Consider the following 17943-nt stretch of genomic DNA (forward strand, 5'->3'; position numbering starts at 1 on the left):
TCAGGCCGCGCTGATGCGTTGCTTGAAGGTTCGGCCAATGGCGTGCACGCCTGGCTCGTAGCGCTTTTCCTCGATGGCGGCCAGGGCCAGCTCCAGTGCGGTGGCGGCGATCAGGCCGTGCTGCTGGGCCATGGCGTTGACCGGCAGCGGCAGGAAGTCGAGCAACTGGTTGTCGCCGAAAGTGCCCAGGTGCAGCTGGCGCGAATCGGCCGGGCGCGTCTGCAAGGTGTCGAACACCCCTTGCAGCAGCACATACGAGGTCGTTACCAGGGCGTCCGGAAGGCCGCCATGCTCGTCGATCAGCTGCTGCATCAGGCGTTGGCCGCATTCACGGCTGAACCCCTCGCCCTGATAGCGGCGGATCACCCCGGCAAACCCTTGCATCGCTTCGTCGAAACCACCGGCGCGGGCCTGGCTGACCGACAGCTCAGGGCGGGCACCGATCAGTGCAATGCTTTTCGGCGCGGTGGCCAGCAGGCTGTCGGCCAGTTGGCGGCTGGCATCGCGGTCGTCGCTGATCACCGAGCAGAAGTGCGCCGGGTCCAGGCGCCGGTCGATGGCGATCACTGGCAGGCCTTTGTCCTGCAGCTCACGGTAGCTGTCGTCCTCTGGCGGCAGGCAGCTGGCGACGAACAGGGCATCGCAACGGCGGGCGCGGAACAGCTGCTGCAGCTGGCGCTCGCTGTCGGGCTGGTCGTCGCTGCTGGCGATCAGCAGCTGGTAGCCCCGGGCGCGGGCGCCTTGTTCCAACTGTTTGGCGATGCGGGCATAGCTGGGGTTCTCCAGATCCGGGAGAATGAAGCCCAGGGTACGGGTGTGGCGGCTGCGCAGGCCGGCTGCTTGCGGGTTGGGCGTGAAGCCATGGGCCTCGACCACCGCACGCACCCGCTCGACAGTGCTGTTGCTGATGCGCTGCTGTTCGGCCTTGCCATTGATGACATAACTGGCAGTGGTCACTGACACACCGGCCAGACGGGCGATATCGCTGAGTTTCACCGAATTTTCCTTGTTATTACCGGGACTGGCTACGGAACCAGGACCGGGTAGTTTGACCCGGGTTGGCCGCCACGCGCAGACGACCATTGTCGCAATTGTCCGACAGGATGGGGCTTTTTCCTCGGAAGATTATCGAGTAACGTGGCCGCTTGGTCAGATTAAACGTTTCAGCTATTGATTTTTCTGCCTCGACTGTCGGCCTTGCAAGGCCGTCGAACTGGCTGATTCCGTGAATATCACAACAATACCTCAGTACCCGGCATCAAAACCAAGCCGGGGCTGCAAAAGGAGAAGGTCATGCTCGAGCTCGCCAAAGAGCAGATAGCCATGGGCCAGAAGGCCGCCGACAAGTCAGCGGCGCTGCGCCTGCTGGCGGAGCAGCTGGTTGCCGACGGCCTGGTTGCCGACGGTTATCTCGACGGCCTGCAGGCGCGCGAAGCGCAAGGCTCGACGTTTCTTGGCCAGGGCATCGCCATCCCGCACGGCACCCCGCAAACGCGCGAGCTGGTGTTCGCCACCGGCGTGCGCCTGCTGCAGTTCCCTGAAGGTGTGGACTGGGGGGATGGCCAGATCGTCTACCTGGCCATCGGCATTGCCGCCCGTTCCGACGAGCATCTGCGCCTGCTGCAGCTGTTGACCCGTGCCCTCGGTGAAACCGACCTGGCCGAGGCGCTGCGCCGGGCCAGCTCTGCCGAGGCGTTGCTCAAACTGTTGCAAGGTGCGCCGCAGGAACTGGCGCTGGATGCGCAGCTGGTCGGCCTGAACCTGCCGGCCGAAGATTTCGACGAGCTGGCCTGGCGCGGTGCGCGTCTGCTGCAGCGCGCCGGTTGTGTCGACAGCGGCTTCGCTGCCGTGCTGCAACAGGCCGACCCCCTGCCACTGGGTGAGGGCTTGTGGTGGCTGCACAGCGAGCGCCAGGTGCGTCAACCGGGCCTTGCCTTCATCACCCCGCAGCAGCCCCTGCGTTATCGCGACCAGCCGCTCAATGGCCTGTTCTGCCTGGCCAGCCTCGGCGCGGCCCATCAGGCGCTGCTTGAGCGCCTATGCGAAGTGCTGATCGAAGGCCGTGGGCAAACCCTCTACCAGGCCACCAGCAGCCGCGCCGTACTGGAGGTGCTGGGCGGCGAGGCTCCGGCTGACTGGCCCAGTGTGCGGATCGTGCTGGCCAACCCGCATGGGCTGCACGCTCGCCCGGCGAAGGTGTTGGCGCAACTGGCCAAGGGCTTCGAAGGCGATATCCGTGTGCGTGTGCTCGACAGCGCGCAGCCGGCGGTGTCGATCAAGAGCCTGAGCAAACTGCTCAGCCTCGGCGCCCGCCGCGGTCAGGAACTGGAGTTGACCGCTGAACCGTCGATCGCCGCGGATGCCTTGCCAGTGCTGCTGGCCGCGATCGAACAGGGCCTGGGCGAAGCGGTTGAGCCGCTGCTGCCAACCCCCAGCCCAGTCGTCGCCAATGCGGCCGCACCGCTTCAGGCGCCTGCTGCCGGCAGCTGCGTCCAGGGGGTCAGTGCATCCCCCGGGATTGCCAGCGGGCCGGCGCATGTCTGCGTCGAACGGGATATCGACTACCCACTGCGTGGCGAGTCGCCCGCCCAGGAGCGCTTGAAACTCCGCGATGCACTGGAGGCCGTGAACGGCGAGTTGCAGGCGCTGGTGCAGCGCAGCGACCCGTCGATTGGCGAGATATTCGTCACCCATCAGGAAATGCTCGCCGACCCGGCCCTGAGCGACGATGTCGACGCTCGCCTGGCACAGGGCGAGAGTGCGGCCGCCGCCTGGATGGCGGTGATCGAAGCGGCAGCGCGTCAGCAGGAAGCGCTGCACGATGCCCTGCTGGCCGAGCGTGCTGCCGACCTGCGCGACATTGGCCGCCGGGTGCTGGCCCAGCTGTGCGGCGTGCAGGCCCAGGCCGAGCCTGAGCAACCCTATGTGCTGGTGATGGGCGAGGTTGGCCCATCCGATGTCGCCCGCCTGGACCCGGCCCGTGTCGCTGGCATCGTTACCGCCTACGGCGGCGCCACCGCGCACAGCGCGATCGTGGCCCGTGCCCTGGGTATCCCGGCGGTGGTCGGCGCGGGCCCGGCGATCCTGCTGCTCGCGTCCGGCACGCCGTTGTTGCTCGACGGCCAGCGTGGCAGGGTCAGCATCGCCTCGCCCGCCGACCAGCTGCAGCGCGCCCTGGCCGAGCGTGACCTGCGCGAACAACGCTTGCAAGCCGCCTGGGCCCAACGCCATCAGCCGGCGGTAACCCGCGATGGCCATGCCGTCGAAGTGTTCGCCAATATCGGCGAGAGCAGTGGCATCGACAAGGTGGTGGACCAAGGCGCCGAAGGCGTTGGCCTGCTGCGTACCGAGCTGATCTTCATGGCCCATTCGCAGGCCCCCGACGTGGCTACCCAGGAAGCGGAATACCGCCGCGTGCTCGATGGCCTCGGCGGCCGGCCACTGGTCGTGCGCACGCTCGATGTGGGGGGCGACAAGCCATTGCCGTACTGGCCGATCGATGCCGAGGAAAACCCGTTCCTCGGCGTGCGCGGCGTGCGCCTGACTTTGCAACGCCCGCAGATCATGGAAGACCAGCTGCGCGCCTTGCTGCGCGCCGCCGATCAGCGTCCCTTGCGCATCATGTTCCCCATGGTCGGGCAGATCCACGAATGGCGCGAAGCGCGTGCGATGGTCGAGCGCCTGCGCCTGGAAATCCCGGTCGCCGACCTGCAGGTCGGGATCATGGTCGAGGTACCGTCCGCCGCCTTGCTGGCGCCGCAGCTGGCCCGTGAAGTGGACTTTTTCAGTATCGGTACCAACGACCTGACCCAGTACACCCTGGCTATCGACCGTGGCCATCCGAGCCTTTCTGCCCAGGCCGACGGCCTGCACCCGGCGGTGCTGAGCCTGATCGACATGACCGTGCGTGCCGCCCACGCCGAAGGCAAGTGGGTGGGCGTCTGCGGCGAACTGGCTGCCGACCCGCAAGCGGTTGCCGTGCTGCTGGGCCTGGATGTCGACGAGCTGAGCGTGGCTGCCCGCAGCATCGCCGAAGTCAAAGCCCTGGTGCGCCAGGTGGATCACCAAACGGCCCGCGCCCTGGCGCGCGAGGCCTTGCAACAGGACAGCGCTGCGGCGGTTCGCGCGCTGGTGGAGCGTTACTGATGGCCAAGATTCTCACCCTGACCCTGAACCCGGCGCTGGACATTACCGTCAGCCTCGACGCCTTGCGCCCAGGCCATGTCAACCGTGCCCAGGCCCAGCAAAGCCACGCTGCAGGCAAAGGCCTGAACGTGGCCCAGGTGCTGGCTGATCTGGGCCACAGCGTTACCGTCGGGGGCTTTCTGGGCCGCGACAACCTGCAACCGTTCGAAGCGCTGATCGCCCGGCGCGGGTTTGCCGACTGCTTCGTGCGGGTGGGCGGTGAAACCCGCAGCAACCTCAAGCTGGTCGAAGCCGATGGCCGGGTCACCGACATCAATGGCCAGGGGCCGGATGTCGACGATGCCGACCGCGCCGAGTTGTTGCGCCGCTTGCAGCAGGTAGCGCCCGGGCACGACGCGGTGGTGGTCGCCGGCAGCCTGCCGCGCGGGATCAGCCCCGAGTGGTTCCGCCAGCTGCTTGAACAACTGCGGCAGCAAGGGCTGAAGGTGGCGCTCGACAGCAGTGGCGAGGCATTGCGTGCTGGCCTGCAGAGTGCCCCCTGGCTGGTCAAACCCAATACCGAAGAGTTGGGCGAAGTGCTCGGTCTGGCCGTGCAAACCGCCGCCGAGCAACGTGCCGCGGCCCAGCAACTGCTGGCCAGCGGTGTCGAGCATGTGGTGGTGTCGGCGGGCGAGCAGGGAGTGAGCTGGTTCACCGCTGGCCAAGCGCTGCAGGCGCGGCCGCCGCAGGTGCGGGTAGCCAGTACCGTGGGCGCGGGAGATTCGCTGGTCGCGGGCATGGTCCATGGCCTGCTGGCGGCGGAAAGCCCGCAGCAGACCTTGCGCCGCGCCACCGCCATCGCCGCACAGGCGGTGACCCAGGTCGGCTTCGGCATCTGCGACCACGAGCAGCTGGTGCGCCTTGAAGCCGCCGTGCAACTGACAGAACAACAAGAGGGTTGCCGATGAACATCGCCATCGTCACCGCCTGCCCCAATGGGCAGGTGTCCAGCGTGCTCAGTGCTCGCCTGCTGGCGGCTGCCGCCCAACGCCGCGGCTGGAGCACCAGTGTCGAAGTGCAGGATGCCGAACATCCTGAACGCCAACTGACGCCTGCGCAGATCGCCGAGGCCGATTGGGTGCTGGTGGTCAGCACCGGCCCGGTCGACCTCGCGCGTTTCACCGGCAAGCGCGTATACCAGAGTACCCCGGCCCAGGCCCTGGCCGACCGCGAGGGCTTTCTCGAGGAGGCGGCAGGCAAGGCCGCGGTGCTGGCCGCGCAACCGGTTAGCGTCGCCCCTTCAGCGGCTGTACGGATTGTTGCGGTGACCGCCTGCCCGACCGGCGTCGCCCATACCTTCATGGCTGCCGAAGCCTTGCAACAGGCCGCGCAACAACGTGGTTACCAGCTTGCTGTCGAGACCCAAGGCTCGGTCGGTGCGCGCAACCCGCTGTCGGCCCAGGCCATCGCGCAGGCCGATGTGGTGCTGCTGGCGGCGGACATCGAGGTGCCGACGGCACGCTTCGCAGGCAAGCGTATCTACCGTTGCGGCACCGGTATCGCTCTCAAGCAGGCGCATGCGACCCTGGAAAAGGCCTTGGTAGAAGCCAAGGTTGAAAGTGTTGGGGATGCAGCAGCAGCGGCCCCGGCCCAGGCTGAGAAAAACGGCGTCTACAAGCATTTGCTCACCGGTGTCTCGTTCATGCTGCCGATGGTGGTGGCGGGTGGCTTGCTGATTGCCCTGTCATTCGTGTTCGGCATCGAGGCCTACAAGCAGCCGGGCACCCTGCCGGCCGCGCTGATGCAGATCGGAGGCGAGGCGGCATTCAAGTTGATGGTGCCGCTGCTTGCGGGATACATCGCCTGGTCCATCGCCGACCGCCCGGGCCTGGCGCCGGGCATGATCGGCGGGCTGCTGGCCAGCACCTTGGGTGCCGGTTTCATTGGCGGCATCGTTGCCGGCTTTCTCGCCGGCTACAGCGCCAAGGCCATCGCCCGCTGGGCGCGCCTGCCGAGCAGCCTGGAGGCACTCAAGCCGATCCTGATCATCCCGCTGCTGGCCAGCCTGTTCACTGGCCTGGTGATGATCTATGTGGTCGGCCAGCCAGTGGCGGCGATGCTCGAAGGGTTGACGCACTTCCTCGACAGCATGGGCACCACCAACGCCATCCTGCTCGGGTTGCTGCTGGGTGGCATGATGTGCGTGGACCTCGGTGGGCCGATCAACAAGGCCGCCTATGCCTTCTCGGTGGGGCTGCTGGCCTCTTCGAGCTATGCGCCGATGGCGGCGACCATGGCCGCCGGCATGGTCCCGCCGATCGGCCTGGGCATCGCCACCTTCCTCGCCCGCCGCAAGTTCGCCCAGAGCGAGCGCGAGGCGGGCAAAGCGGCGCTGGCGCTCGGGCTGTGCTTCATCTCCGAAGGTGCGATCCCGTTCGCCGCCAAGGACCCGCTGCGGGTGATCCCGGCGAGCATTGCCGGTGGTGCATTGACCGGCGCGCTGTCGATGTACTTCGGCTGCAAGCTGATGGCGCCCCACGGCGGGCTGTTCGTGTTGCTGATCCCCAATGCGATCAACCATGCGCTTTTGTATCTGCTGGCGATTGTGGCGGGGAGCCTGGTGACGGCAGTGGTGTATGCAGTGATCAAGAAGAGCGAGCGGGCGGAGTTGGCTGTGGCGCCGGTGAAAGGCTAGAGCATTCTGTTGGCAGTGCCGGCCTCTTCGCGGGCACGCCCGCTCCCACAGGGATCGCATGATCCACGGATCAGTAGAATTCCTGTGGGAGCGGGCATGCCCGCGAAGGGGCCAGCACAGGCTACCGGCAATGCTTCTGCCGCAACGGCACCAGCAGATCGGCCAGGCCGTTGTGGTCGACCTCGTGCATCAAGGCCAGTAACCCACCCAGTTCCCCTGCAGGAAACCCTTTGCGTGCGAACCAGGCCAAGTAATCCCCTGGCAGGTCGGCAATAATCCGTCCCTGGTATTTGCCAAAAGGCATGCTGCGGGTAACCAGCAGTTCGAGCATTTCCGGTTTCATCGACGAAGCCTGGCTGTGAATGTGCGGCGACCATACTGCAATCTGCACGACTACCCAAGCGGCAATCATGCATAACGCCGTTTCGCTGTTCGGTTATCTATTTTTTAAGTTACTGATTTAAAACGATTTAATTGCATTGCTTAGCTTGGCATGAAGGCTGCTCTGGTAATGGTGACTATCACCTGCCAAGGAGTTTGTGCCATGAGCAACCCCAACAAAGACGTGATCGACGTGCTCAACGACCTGATCGAGTACAGCAAGGATGGCGAAAAGGGCTTCAAGGCCTCGGCCGATGATGTGAAGAACCCCGAACTCAAGGCGTTCTTCGTCCAGCGTGCCGGTGAGTGCGCCAATGCAGCAGCCGAGCTGCAGAGCGAAGTGCGCCGCCTGGGCGGTGACCCGGAAACCTCCACCAGCATCAGCGGTGATCTGCACCGTGGCTGGGTCAATCTCAAGTCGATGGTCACCGGCAAGGATGAGGAAGCGGTGCTCAATGAAGTCGAGCGCGGCGAAGACCATGCCCTCAAGGCCTACAAGGAAGCCCGTGAGAAACTGGTCAAGCTGGGCCGCCAGGCCAGCGATCAGAGCTACGCGCTGGTGGAAAAGCAACTGCAGGGCGTACAGCGCAACCATGACCAGGTGAAGGCGCTGCGTAACGCGGCCCGCGCACGCTCCTAATCGAGTGGCCCCTCTACGCGGTTACGGCCATTGGCCTTGGCCCGGTAGAGGGCTTCATCCGCAGCACCCAGCACCTGCGCCAGGTCCTGCTGGGTGCCTGGGGTGAAGACACTGACCCCAATGCTGACGGTAACCGAGCGCTCGTCGTCGCCGAATGGCGCTAACCCTTGCACGCGCGCGCGGATGCTTTCAGCCAGCAGCAATGCGCCGCTCAGTGCGGTTTCAGGCAAGACCACCTGGAATTCCTCTCCGCCGTAACGTGCTGCCAGGTCAGCAGGTCGGCGGATGCACTGTTGCAGCGTATGGGCCACCTCGCGCAACGCGTGGTCGCCTCCGGCGTGGCCGTGCCGCTGGTTGAATGCCTTGAAATGATCGATATCCACCATCAGCAGTGCCAACGGTTTGCGGTTGCGCACGGCACGTGACCATTCCTGCCGCAGCACTTGATCCAGCCGGCGACGGTTGGCCAGCCCGGTCAGGCTGTCCGTGGCGGCAAGGGTCGCCAGGCCTAGTTCGGCCTCGTGCCGACGGCGCAATTCGCGCCCCAGCAGCAGGGTCAGCCAGAGAATCCCGATACACAAAACCCCGGTTGCGACGCCGACGACGATGGCGGTACGTCGCCACGACTGGAACACTTCCTCGGCCGAATGCACCACCAGCACGATCAGGGGAAGGTCGGCAACCCGGGCGAAGGTATAGATGCGCTGGGTGCCATATATGCTGGACCTGGCGGTGAAGCTGCCGCTGCGTTCGCCCAGGATGCGTTTGAAGTTGGGCCGGTCGCCGAAGTTGGTGCCAATCAGCGGGTCCTTGTCCCGGGTTGGCTGGCGGGCGAGCAACTGGCCGTCGGTATTGAGCAGGTTGATGCTGCTCTCATCACCGATGTCCAGGCGTTGGAACAGCTGATTGAAATAGGACAGGCGCAACGCGCCTGCGGCCAACCCTGCAAAGGAACCGTCATCCGCAGAGATGCGCCGGCTGAAACTGATGCACCAGTCGAGGTCGCCCAGCCTTGCCTTGAAGGGCGGGCTGATGAACAGGCCGAGGCGCGGGTTGTCGCGATGAGCCTGGAACGCCGGTGTGTCGGCGAAGTTGGCCTGGCGTGGTTTGATGCTGATCGAGTCACCTACCACATCGCCTTTGGCATTCAGCCAGAGGATGTCACCTCGCACCGGGGCGGCGAAGGTCTGATTGAACAGGATCTGCTGGCGCAGTTCGGGGGCAACCTTCAATAGCTCCGGGTGTCGCACGGCCCAGATCAGTCCGCGCAGGGACTGATCGTAGAGTTCGACGTTGCGCAGGATATCGCTTTCGATCAACTGCACGATGTTGCTGGAGGAGCGTATCGCCGATTGCTCGACGTTATCGCGCTCGCGAGCCAGCAAGTAGCCGACGATGGCCACGATGGCGAGCACGGCAAGGCAACTGCCCAGGTTGAGGATCAGCTCGGGGTGCGACCTGTAGAAAGCGAAACGCGGTGATCGAGTGGGCATGCGCGCTACTGCTGAGGCAGGGCCATTTGCGGCGGGCGACATTCTAGGGAAGCGTGGATTGTCGGACAAGATTTGTCCGACGGAAATGCTTGTGGGGCAGCTTTGAGCCTAATCGCGACACCAGGCCCCTGTAGGAGCGGCCTTGTGTCGCGAAACGAGGGCAAAGCCCTCGCCAGCGGCCTCAGATCAGAAAATGTTCAGTGGGTAATCGACGATCACCCGCAGTTCATCGTTGTCGCTGTTGCTGTCGATCGATGCATAGCCCTGGCTACCCCGGTGGGTGGCGTAGCGCAGCTGCACCGCCAGATCCTTCAGGTCGCCTTCCTGGAACACATACTTCACATCCAGGTCCCGCTCCCAGTGCATGGCGTTCTTGCCATCGGCGCGGTAGTAGTCGTAGTGGCTGGTGTCCTGGGTGGCCTTGGTCAGGTCTGCCTCACCGCGCGAGTACGACAGCGAAGTGCTCAGGCCCGGGATGCCGATACCGGCGAAATTGTAGTCGTACTGCAGCTTCCACGACCGCTCGTTAGGGGCGTTGAAGTCCGAATACATGCGCGAGTTGTCCAGGTACACGCTGTCGCCCAGGTTGATGTAGTCGAACGGCGTGTTGCCGTTGACCCGCTGGTAGGCGGCAGTGACGCTGTGGTAACCGGCGTTGACCGTGAAGTGCACGCTGTAGGTGTTGTTGTCGATCTTGCCCAGCAGCGCCTGGCCGGTGTCCTGGGTGTGATAGAAGTGCACGCCTGGGTTGAGGCTGACCAGGTCGTTGACCACGTAGGTGTAGTCGAAGTCGGCGTAGTACTGGTTCCAGATATCCTTCAGCTCGGCCGCGTACAGGTTGGTGGTGATGTTCTCGGTACCGCTCCACGACGCGCCCGCCCAGTTCAGGTGTTTGCTCTTGTCGTGTTCGTCCAGGGCGCCGTAATAGGTGTCGATACGACGGTGGCCGCTCTGGTTGTACGGGTGGGTGAAGCTGACCTGGCCGCCTTCGAGCAGCAGGCCATCGATGCTGTGGTTGGTCAGGCTCACGCCGCGGAAGGTCTGCGGCAGCATGCGGGTTTCACCGCCCGCGATCACCGGGTTGGTGATGAACAGGTCACCGGCTTTCAGCTCGGTGTCGAATGCCTTGAGCTTGACCGCTGCACCGGCGGTGGAGAACGAGTGCGGGGCAGCGCCCAGTTCACCGTTGTCCTTGATGTGCTCGGGCAGGATGCTGGTGCCGGCATGGCCGCCACCGCCGTCGAGCTTCAGGCCCAGCATGGCATGGGCGTCGAGGCCGAAGCCGACCACGCCCGGGGTGTAACCGGATTCGAAACGCGCTACCGCGCCCTGGCCCCACTCGCGGGTGTCGCGCACGTCGGCGTTGTGGTTGTCGCGGTTGAAGTAGGCATTACGAAAATGCAGGTTGAAGGACGAACCTTGGATGAAGCCATCAGCCTTGTCTTCATCTGCCTGGGCGGCGAAAGGGATCGTTGCAGTCAACGCAATGAACAGCGGGGTAAAGCGAAACGCGGAAGGCACCGGTACTAGCTCCTTTGGTCTGGCGGTGGGGCAGTTTTTATTTTTGAATGTGCATCTTTTTATAGGGGTACGTTACAGCGGGGCTGAGAGTTAGCGCACATAAAAAAAGCCGCTGATCGGCAGCGGCTTTAAAAGGCTAACATATCGGCACCAACGGTGCCCATGGCGTAGCCAAGGGAAAACGGGAGCGGGTGCGACGCGCGATCAGCTATCGGCATTGGCGTCGCTGGAAACTTTAGCAGCTGTCTGTTCTGCGTCTTTTCCGGCGTCGGCCTTGTGTGCCAGGGCTTCGCGGGAGTCTTGGTGAACAGCGGCAAGTTCTGCAGTGCGAGCAACGAAAGCCGGGGATTCTTCGGCCATGGCCAGGGGCGACAACAACAGGGAAGACAGAACGAAAACGCTGGCAATACCCATACTGTTGGACATGTTTGAAACTACCTTCTTGCGGGGCAAGTGCTATGAGGACGGGGGTAAAGTTAGTCCTTAAAGTGCTGCGGAAACAGCGTCATTGGCGATAAGCACTGTTGCGCAAAAGGTAATGATGGCGAAAAAGGCAATAGGACTTTGGCCGCAAACCACCGTACTAGACAGCTTGCGCGTTTTTTGTAGGAGCGGCCTTGTGTCGCGAAAGGGCTGCGAAGCAGCCCCAGCAATCTACGCCATAGCAGAAAATCTGGGGCCGCTTCGCAGCCCTTTCGCGACACAAGGCCGCTCCTACACTGGTCGCGCAGGCTTCAGGATCGGCAGGAGCATGCCAAAGGTGTTGGCGCCGTCACCGCTGCGCACGAACACCTCCCCGCCATGCATCAACGCAATCGCCTTGACGATCGCCAACCCCAATCCATGGTTGCCACCGCCACTGTTGCTGCGCGCCGCATCCACCCGGTAAAACCGCTCGAACAGCAAAGGCAGGTGCGCATCGTCGATGGCCGGCCCTGGGTTGCTCACGGCAATGCAGACCTGTTCCGCCCCAGCCTCGATATGCACGCGAATGACCTGGTGCGGCGCCGTGTGCTGCACTGCGTTGTTCAACAGGTTGATCAACGCCCGGCGCAGCTGGGCCTTTTCGATGGGCGCATAGGCGTCGCCGCTGACGGTGACGCTGACCTGGGCGTCTTCGAGGATGTAGTCGAGGTAATCGAGGGTGGTGGCCACTTCCTCGGCCAGCGAGGCTTGGGTCAGGGCGGTGGCCTTGCTGCCCTGGTCGGCGCTGGCGAGGAACAGCATGTCGTTGATGATGCTGCGCAGGCGCTCCAGCTCTTCCAGGTTCGATTGCAGCACTTCGAAGTAATGCTCGGCGCTGCGCCCGCGGGTGAGGGCGACCTGGGTCTGGCCGATCAGGTTGGTCAGCGGCGAGCGCAGTTCATGGGCAACGTCGGCGTTGAACGCTTCCAGCCGCGAATAGGCCTGGCTGACCCGGTCCAGCGCAGCATTGAAGGCACCGGCGAACTGCGCCAGTTCCGGTGCCAGGTTGTGCGTCTGCAAGCGGCCATCCAGGCGCGGCGGTGCCAGTGCCTGGGCCTCGACCGACAACGCCAGCAGCGGTCGCAGGCCGATGCGCGCCACCCAGTAACCCAGCACCGAAGCCAGCAGCACACCGAGCACTGCCAGGCCGACGATGGCCACCAGCAGGCTGTGCTGGGCCTGCCAGAACGTCTCGGTGTCGATGCCGATCAGAAATCGCAGCGCCGGGCGCTCGCCCAGGGCCGGGAGTTCGCTGACCAGCACCTTGTACGGGTAAGGGCGTTCGGGCAGGTGCAGCTCGCGCATCCCCGGCGGGCCTTCGGCAAAGGCACGGACCAGTTCGCTGGGGCGGCCATATTCGTAGGCCGGGTTGCTGCTGACCACCCAGAAGCGGATGCGCTTGTCCTCCTCGCTGAGCAGGTTGAGCTTGTTGTTGATCTTGGCCCAGTGCTCAGGTGTGCCGAAGCGGTTGAGGGTGGATTCGAGCACGCTGAAACGCGCATCCAGTTCGGCGGCCGGCAGCAGGTCCAGGCTGCGGTCGACCTGGCGGTACAGCGCCGAGCCGATCAGCACGAACACCCCGAGCGCCACCAGGATGAACAGTGCCGACAGGCGCAGGGCGATGGAGTTAAGCGGCGCGGTTTTCCAGGACATAGCCCATGCCTCGGATGGTGTGCAGCAGTTTGTTGTCGAACGGCCCGTCGAGCTTGGCGCGCAGGCGCTTGATCGCCACCTCGACGACATTGGCGTCGCTGTCGAAGTTGATGTCCCAGACCAGCTCGGCGATGGCGGTCTTGGAGAGGATTTCGCCCTGGCGTCGGGCCAGCACACTGAGCAGCGAGAATTCCTTGGCGGTGAGTTCCAGGCGCTGGCCGGCGCGGCTGGCCTTGCGCGCCATCAGGTCGATCCACAGGTCGCCGACCTGGATCTGCAATGGTTCGTGGGTGCTGCTGCGGCGCGTCAAGGCCTGCAGCCGGGCGACCAGTTCAAGGAACGAGAACGGCTTGCCCAGGTAATCGTCTGCGCCTTCGCGCAGGCCATGGATGCGATCTTCGACGCGCTCGCGGGCGGTGAGCATGATCACCGGCGTCTGCTTGCGCGCCCTTAGTGCGCGCAGTACGCCGTAGCCGTCCAGGCCCGGCAGCATCACGTCGAGCACGATCACTGCGTAGTCGCCTTCAAGGGCCAGGTGCAAGCCGTCGATGCCATCGCGCGCAAGGTCGACGGTAAAGCCCTGCTCGGTCAGGCCGCGGTGCAAGTAGTCGGCGGTTTTTTCTTCGTCTTCGATGATCAGCACACGCATGGTCTTGTCCTAGCTGGCACTTGGCGCCGCCGCACGGGCGTCCTGGCGGCGATGGAACAGGCGCTCCAGGGCCAAGTATATGACCGGGGTGGTAAACAGTGTCAGCGCCTGGCTCACCAGCAAACCGCCGACCACGGCGATGCCCAGTGGTTGGCGCAGCTCGGCGCCGGCGCCAAAGCCGAGCATCAGCGGCACCGCGCCGAGCAAGGCGGCGAGGGTGGTCATGATGATCGGCCGGAAGCGCGTCAGGCACGCCTGGTGTATCGCCTGCTCGGGTGTCATGCCCTGGTGGCGCTGGGCTTCGAGGGCGAAGTCGATGAGCAGGATGCCGTTCTTCTTGACGATACCGATCAGCAGCACCACGCCGATCAGGCCCATGATGCTGAAATCCTGGCCCATGGCCCAGAGCAGTATCAACGCCCCGAGCCCGGCCGAGGGCAGGGTGGAGATGATGGTCAGGGGATGGACGAAGCTCTCGTAGAGCACGCCGAGGATGATGTACACCGCCACCAGCGCGGCGAGAATCAGCCAGGGTTGGCTTGCCAGCGAACTCTGGAAGGCCTGGGCCGCGCCCTGGAAATTGCCACTGATCGAGTCGGGCATGCCCAGTTCGCGCTGGGTGCGTTCGAGGATCGTCACCGCATCGCCCAAGGCCACGCCGGGGGCCAGGTTGAACGACAGGTTGGCGGCCGGGAACAGGCCGTCGTGGCTGATCGACAGCGGGCCGGTACTGGGTGGCGCGACATGCGCCAGGGCCGAAAGCGGCACCATCTGGTTGGTCAGCGGCGAGCGCAGGTAGAAGAAGTTCAGGCTCTCGGCCTTGCCGCGCTGCTTGGCGTCCAGTTCGAGGATCACTTTGTACTGGTTGGTCTCGGTCTGGAATTCGCTGATCTGCCGCTGACCGAAGGCATCGTACAGCGCCTGGTCGACATCCGTGGTGGTCAGGCCGAAGCGCGCCGCGGCCTGGCGGTCGATGTCGATGCGGGTGACGCTGGCGCCCAGTTGCAAGTCATTGGACAGGTCGCGGAACACCGGGTTTTCCCGCAGGCGGTCGGTCAGGCGCTGGGTCCAAAGGTTCAGGGCCACGCCGTCGTTGCTCTTGAGCACGTACTGGTACTGGGTGCGCGACGGGCCGGAACTGAGGTTGATGTCCTGGCCGGCGCGCATGTACAGGACGATGCCCGGTACCTGCGCCAGTTTCGGCCGCAGGCGGTCGATCAGCTCGCTGGCCGACACGTCACGCTCACCGCGTGGCTTGAGGGCGATCCAGAAACGGCCATTGGCGATGGTCTGGTTGCTGCCGGTGACCCCCACCGAATGCGAGTATGCCTGCACTGCCGGGTCGTCACCGATGATCTTCGCCAGCGCCAGGTGCTTCTCGACCATCGACGGGTACGACACGTCCGCCGCCGCCTCGGTGGTGCCAAGGATGAAACCGGTATCTTGCAGCGGGAAGAAACCCTTGGGGATGCCGACATAACCGACCACCGCCAGGGCCAGGGTCACGCCGAACACGGCAAGGGTCAGGCGCTGGTGGGCGAGGGCACGGTCCAGGCCTTTTTCGTACCACTTCACCAGGCGCTCGCCGAAGCCACCGTGGTGCTCGCCGGGCGGGCGGCGCATGAACAGCGCGCATAAGGTGGGCGCCAGGGTCAGCGACACCATCACCGAGATCAGGATGGTCGAGGTGGCCGTCAGGGCGAACTCCTTGAACAGCCGGCCGACCACGCCGCCCATGAACAGCAGCGGGATGAACGCCGCGATCAGTGAGAAGCTGATCGACACCACGGTGAAGCCGATTTCCCCCGCACCCTTGAGCGCAGCCGTGCGGCTGTCGTCACCGGCCTCCAGGTGTCGGTGGATGTTCTCCACCACGACGATGGCATCGTCCACCACGAAGCCCACCGAGATGACGATGGCCACCAAGGTGAGGTTGTTGAGGCTGAAGCCCAGCACATACATCAGTGCGCAACTGGCGATCAGCGACACGCCGAGTACGCTGGACACCACCAGGGTCGCCGACCACTGGCGCAGGAACAGCGCCATCACCCCGATCACCAGGGCTACGGCGATCATCAGGGTCAGTTCCACCTCGTGCAACGAGGCGCGGATGGTCTGGGTGCGGTCCTGCAGCACCGACACTTCGATGGAGGCCGGGAGCATTTCCTGCAGCTTGGGCAGCGCCGCCAGCACCCGGTCGACGGTGTCGACGATATTCGCCCCGGGCTGGCGGAACACCACCAGGTTGAGCCCCGGCTGGTCGCCGGACCAGGCTTTGACGTAAGCGTTTTCGGCGCCATTGATGACCTTGGCCACGTCCTTGAGGTGCACCGGTGCACCGTCGTGGTACGAAACGATGAGTTGGGCGTAGTCCTCGGGGTGGAACAGCTGGTCGTTGGCGGCGAGGGTCGAGACGCTGTGCTCGCCGTACAACGCGCCCTTGGCCAGGTTCAGGCTGGTCTGCTGGATGGCCAGGCGCACATCGGCGAGGGTCAGGCCGATGGCGGCGAGTTTTTCCGGCTGGGCTTGCACGCGGATGGCCGGGCGCAGCTGGCCGGTTATGTTGATCAGGCCTACCCCTTCGATCTGGCTGAGCTGGCGCGCCAGCAGGGTTTCTGCATAGTCGCTGAGGTCATTGCCGGGCATCTGCGCGGAGCTGACGGTGAGCACCAGGACCGGGCTGTCGGCTGGGTTGACCTTGCGCCAGGTCGGCGGGTTGGGCAGGTCCTGGGGCAGGCGGGCGGTGGCGGTGTTGATCGCCGCCTGGACTTCCTGGGCGGCGGTGTCGATGTTCTTGTCGAGGGTGAACTGCAGGATCAGCGTGGTCGAGCCCAGCGCGCTGCTGCTGGTCATCTGGGTCATGCCGGGGATGGCACTGAACTGCACTTCCAGTGGCGTGGCCACCGACGATGCCATGGTTTCCGGGCTGGCCCCGGGCAGCTGGGTGGTGACCTGGATGGTCGGGAAGTCCGCTTCGGGCAGCGGTGCCACCGGCAGCCGCGGGAAGGCGATGGCGCCCAGCAGCACGAGGGCGAAGGTCAGCAGCAGGGTGGCGATCGGGTGGTCGATGCACCAGGCGGAAATACCGTTGCGGGTATTCATGGCTGGCTCCTGCGCTCAGCCATTTCCGCCGGTGGTGGGGCGTCCGGAGTCACCTCGACCCGCGAACCGGGCTTGAGCCGGGACTGGCCGTCGAGCACCAGGCGCTCGCCCGGCTTGACCCCGGCGATGATGCTCAGGCTGCTGTCCTGGTACACCACCTTGACCGGCACGGCGGTGACCTTGTCACCGTCCAGGCGGTAGACGAAGTGCCCGTCGACGCCACGCTGCACCACCGGCGGCGGCACCACCAGGGCGTTTTCATCTACCGCGGTGCGCAGGCGGATGGTAACCAGTTGCCCCGGCCACAGGTGGCCGTCCTTGTTGTCGAATTCGGCCTTGACCCGCACCGTGCCGGTGTTGGCCGAGATCTGGTTGTCGATCAGCGCCAGGTGGCCTTCGCCGAGCAGATTGCGTTCGCCATCGGCATCCATGTATGCCTCGACCAGCGCCGGGGTTGGCGCCTTGAGCAGGGCCTGCAGGGTCGGCAGCATCTGTTGCGGCAGGGCGAACTCGACGGCGATCGGGTCGATCTGGGTGACGCTGAACAGGCCTTGGGTATCCGTGGTGCGCACCAGGTTGCCGGGGTCGACGTTGCGGATGCCGACACGCCCGGTCACCGGAGAGCGGATCTGCGTGTATGACAGCTGCACCTCGGCATTGGCGATGGCCGCTTGGTTGCCCTTGACCGTGGCCTGCAGCTGGTTGACCAGTGCTTGTTGCTGGTCGAGGGTCTGCTTGGACACGCCATCGTCGGTGCTGAGCAAGCGGTAGCGCTTGAGGTCGACACCGGCCACCTGGATCTGCGCCTGGCTCTGGCCGAGCTGGGCACGGGCCTGGTCGAGCGTGGCGCGGATTGCGCGGTCATCCAGGGTGGCGAGCAGGTCGCCTTCCTTTACCCATTGGCCTTCCTTGACCAGCACCTGTGTCAGTACGCCTTCGACTTGTAGCCGCACTTCAACGCTGTGCAGCGACAGCACCGAGCCGATGGCGCTGGCGTAGCGCGGCACGTCTTGTTGAGCGACGCTGACCACGCGCACCGGGATCGCCGCTGGCGCATGCGTGGTGGTGCTTTGCTGGTGCTGGCCATACCAGGTACCCACGGCCACCACGGCGAGCAGCGCCAACGCGGCGAGAAGGATGGAACGGGAAGGACGTCGCATCGGTGCGGGCACCTTGGCCAAGGGGTGGGGAAGGGATGTGTGTATTGGAGTTTATAGCG

Annotated in this window: 13 protein-coding genes; 4 read left to right on the forward strand and 9 right to left on the reverse strand. The window is 64.8% G+C overall.

Annotated elements, in window-relative coordinates:
• The gene (gene cra, locus CQW31_RS08125; RefSeq protein ID WP_099814259.1) at window positions 1-996 is read right to left on the reverse strand and encodes a catabolite repressor/activator; all 996 of its coding nucleotides are present in this window, start codon (window positions 994-996) and stop codon (window positions 1-3) included.
• Window positions 997-1293: 297 nt separating this feature from the next.
• On the opposite strand from cra, the gene ptsP reads away from it, so the two are divergent.
• The 3 genes from ptsP to CQW31_RS08140 are packed head-to-tail and all read left to right on the forward strand — an operon-like array spanning window position 1294 to window position 6820.
• Window positions 1294-4146, forward strand: coding sequence for a phosphoenolpyruvate--protein phosphotransferase (ptsP, locus tag CQW31_RS08130; protein WP_099814260.1), 2853 nt, complete (start codon window positions 1294-1296; stop codon window positions 4144-4146).
• Window positions 4146-5093: a 1-phosphofructokinase gene (gene pfkB, locus CQW31_RS08135; protein ID WP_099814261.1), complete on the forward strand. Its 948-nt coding sequence runs from the start codon at window positions 4146-4148 to the stop codon at window positions 5091-5093. The genes ptsP and pfkB overlap by 1 nt, the downstream gene beginning before the upstream one ends.
• Window positions 5090-6820, forward strand: coding sequence for a PTS fructose-like transporter subunit IIB (locus tag CQW31_RS08140; protein ID WP_099814262.1), 1731 nt, complete (start codon window positions 5090-5092; stop codon window positions 6818-6820). The genes pfkB and CQW31_RS08140 overlap by 4 nt, the downstream gene beginning before the upstream one ends.
• Window positions 6821-6941: 121 nt before the next feature.
• Here the strand turns inward: CQW31_RS08140 and CQW31_RS08145 are convergent, their stop codons facing one another.
• Entirely contained in the window at window positions 6942-7163 is a 222-nt protein-coding gene (locus CQW31_RS08145; protein ID WP_099814338.1) for a DUF3820 family protein, read from the reverse strand.
• A gap of 201 nt (window positions 7164-7364) precedes the next feature.
• On the opposite strand from CQW31_RS08145, the gene CQW31_RS08150 reads away from it, so the two are divergent.
• Complete coding sequence (locus tag CQW31_RS08150; RefSeq protein ID WP_099814263.1) at window positions 7365-7841, forward strand: PA2169 family four-helix-bundle protein; 477 nt, start codon at window positions 7365-7367, stop codon at window positions 7839-7841.
• Here the strand turns inward: CQW31_RS08150 and CQW31_RS08155 are convergent.
• The 7 genes from CQW31_RS08155 to CQW31_RS08185 form a co-directional block, all read right to left on the reverse strand.
• The gene (locus CQW31_RS08155) at window positions 7838-9334 is read right to left on the reverse strand and encodes a diguanylate cyclase (protein WP_099814264.1); all 1497 of its coding nucleotides are present in this window, start codon (window positions 9332-9334) and stop codon (window positions 7838-7840) included. The two genes, CQW31_RS08150 and CQW31_RS08155, sit on opposite strands and share 4 nt — an antisense overlap.
• Window positions 9335-9520: 186 nt before the next feature.
• Window positions 9521-10855: an OprD family porin gene (locus tag CQW31_RS08160; protein ID WP_099814265.1), complete on the reverse strand. Its 1335-nt coding sequence runs from the start codon at window positions 10853-10855 to the stop codon at window positions 9521-9523.
• Window positions 10856-11059: 204 nt separating this feature from the next.
• Window positions 11060-11281, reverse strand: a complete 222-nt coding sequence (locus CQW31_RS08165; protein WP_054887521.1) for a hypothetical protein — start codon at window positions 11279-11281, stop codon at window positions 11060-11062.
• Window positions 11282-11569: 288 nt separating this feature from the next.
• Window positions 11570-12973 (reverse strand): heavy metal sensor histidine kinase, encoded by a 1404-nt coding sequence (locus tag CQW31_RS08170; protein WP_099814266.1) that lies wholly within the window; start codon window positions 12971-12973, stop codon window positions 11570-11572.
• Window positions 12948-13622: a heavy metal response regulator transcription factor gene (locus CQW31_RS08175; protein WP_099814267.1), complete on the reverse strand. Its 675-nt coding sequence runs from the start codon at window positions 13620-13622 to the stop codon at window positions 12948-12950. The genes CQW31_RS08170 and CQW31_RS08175 overlap by 26 nt, the downstream gene beginning before the upstream one ends.
• A gap of 9 nt (window positions 13623-13631) precedes the next feature.
• Entirely contained in the window at window positions 13632-16724 is a 3093-nt protein-coding gene (locus CQW31_RS08180; protein WP_099814268.1) for a multidrug efflux RND transporter permease subunit, read from the reverse strand.
• Complete coding sequence (locus CQW31_RS08185; RefSeq protein WP_099814269.1) at window positions 16721-17884, reverse strand: efflux RND transporter periplasmic adaptor subunit; 1164 nt, start codon at window positions 17882-17884, stop codon at window positions 16721-16723. The genes CQW31_RS08180 and CQW31_RS08185 overlap by 4 nt, the downstream gene beginning before the upstream one ends.
• Window positions 17885-17943 lie beyond the last annotated feature (59 nt).

Source organism: Pseudomonas sp. 382 (assembly GCF_002759075.1).
GTDB lineage: Bacteria > Pseudomonadota > Gammaproteobacteria > Pseudomonadales > Pseudomonadaceae > Aquipseudomonas > Aquipseudomonas vlassakiae.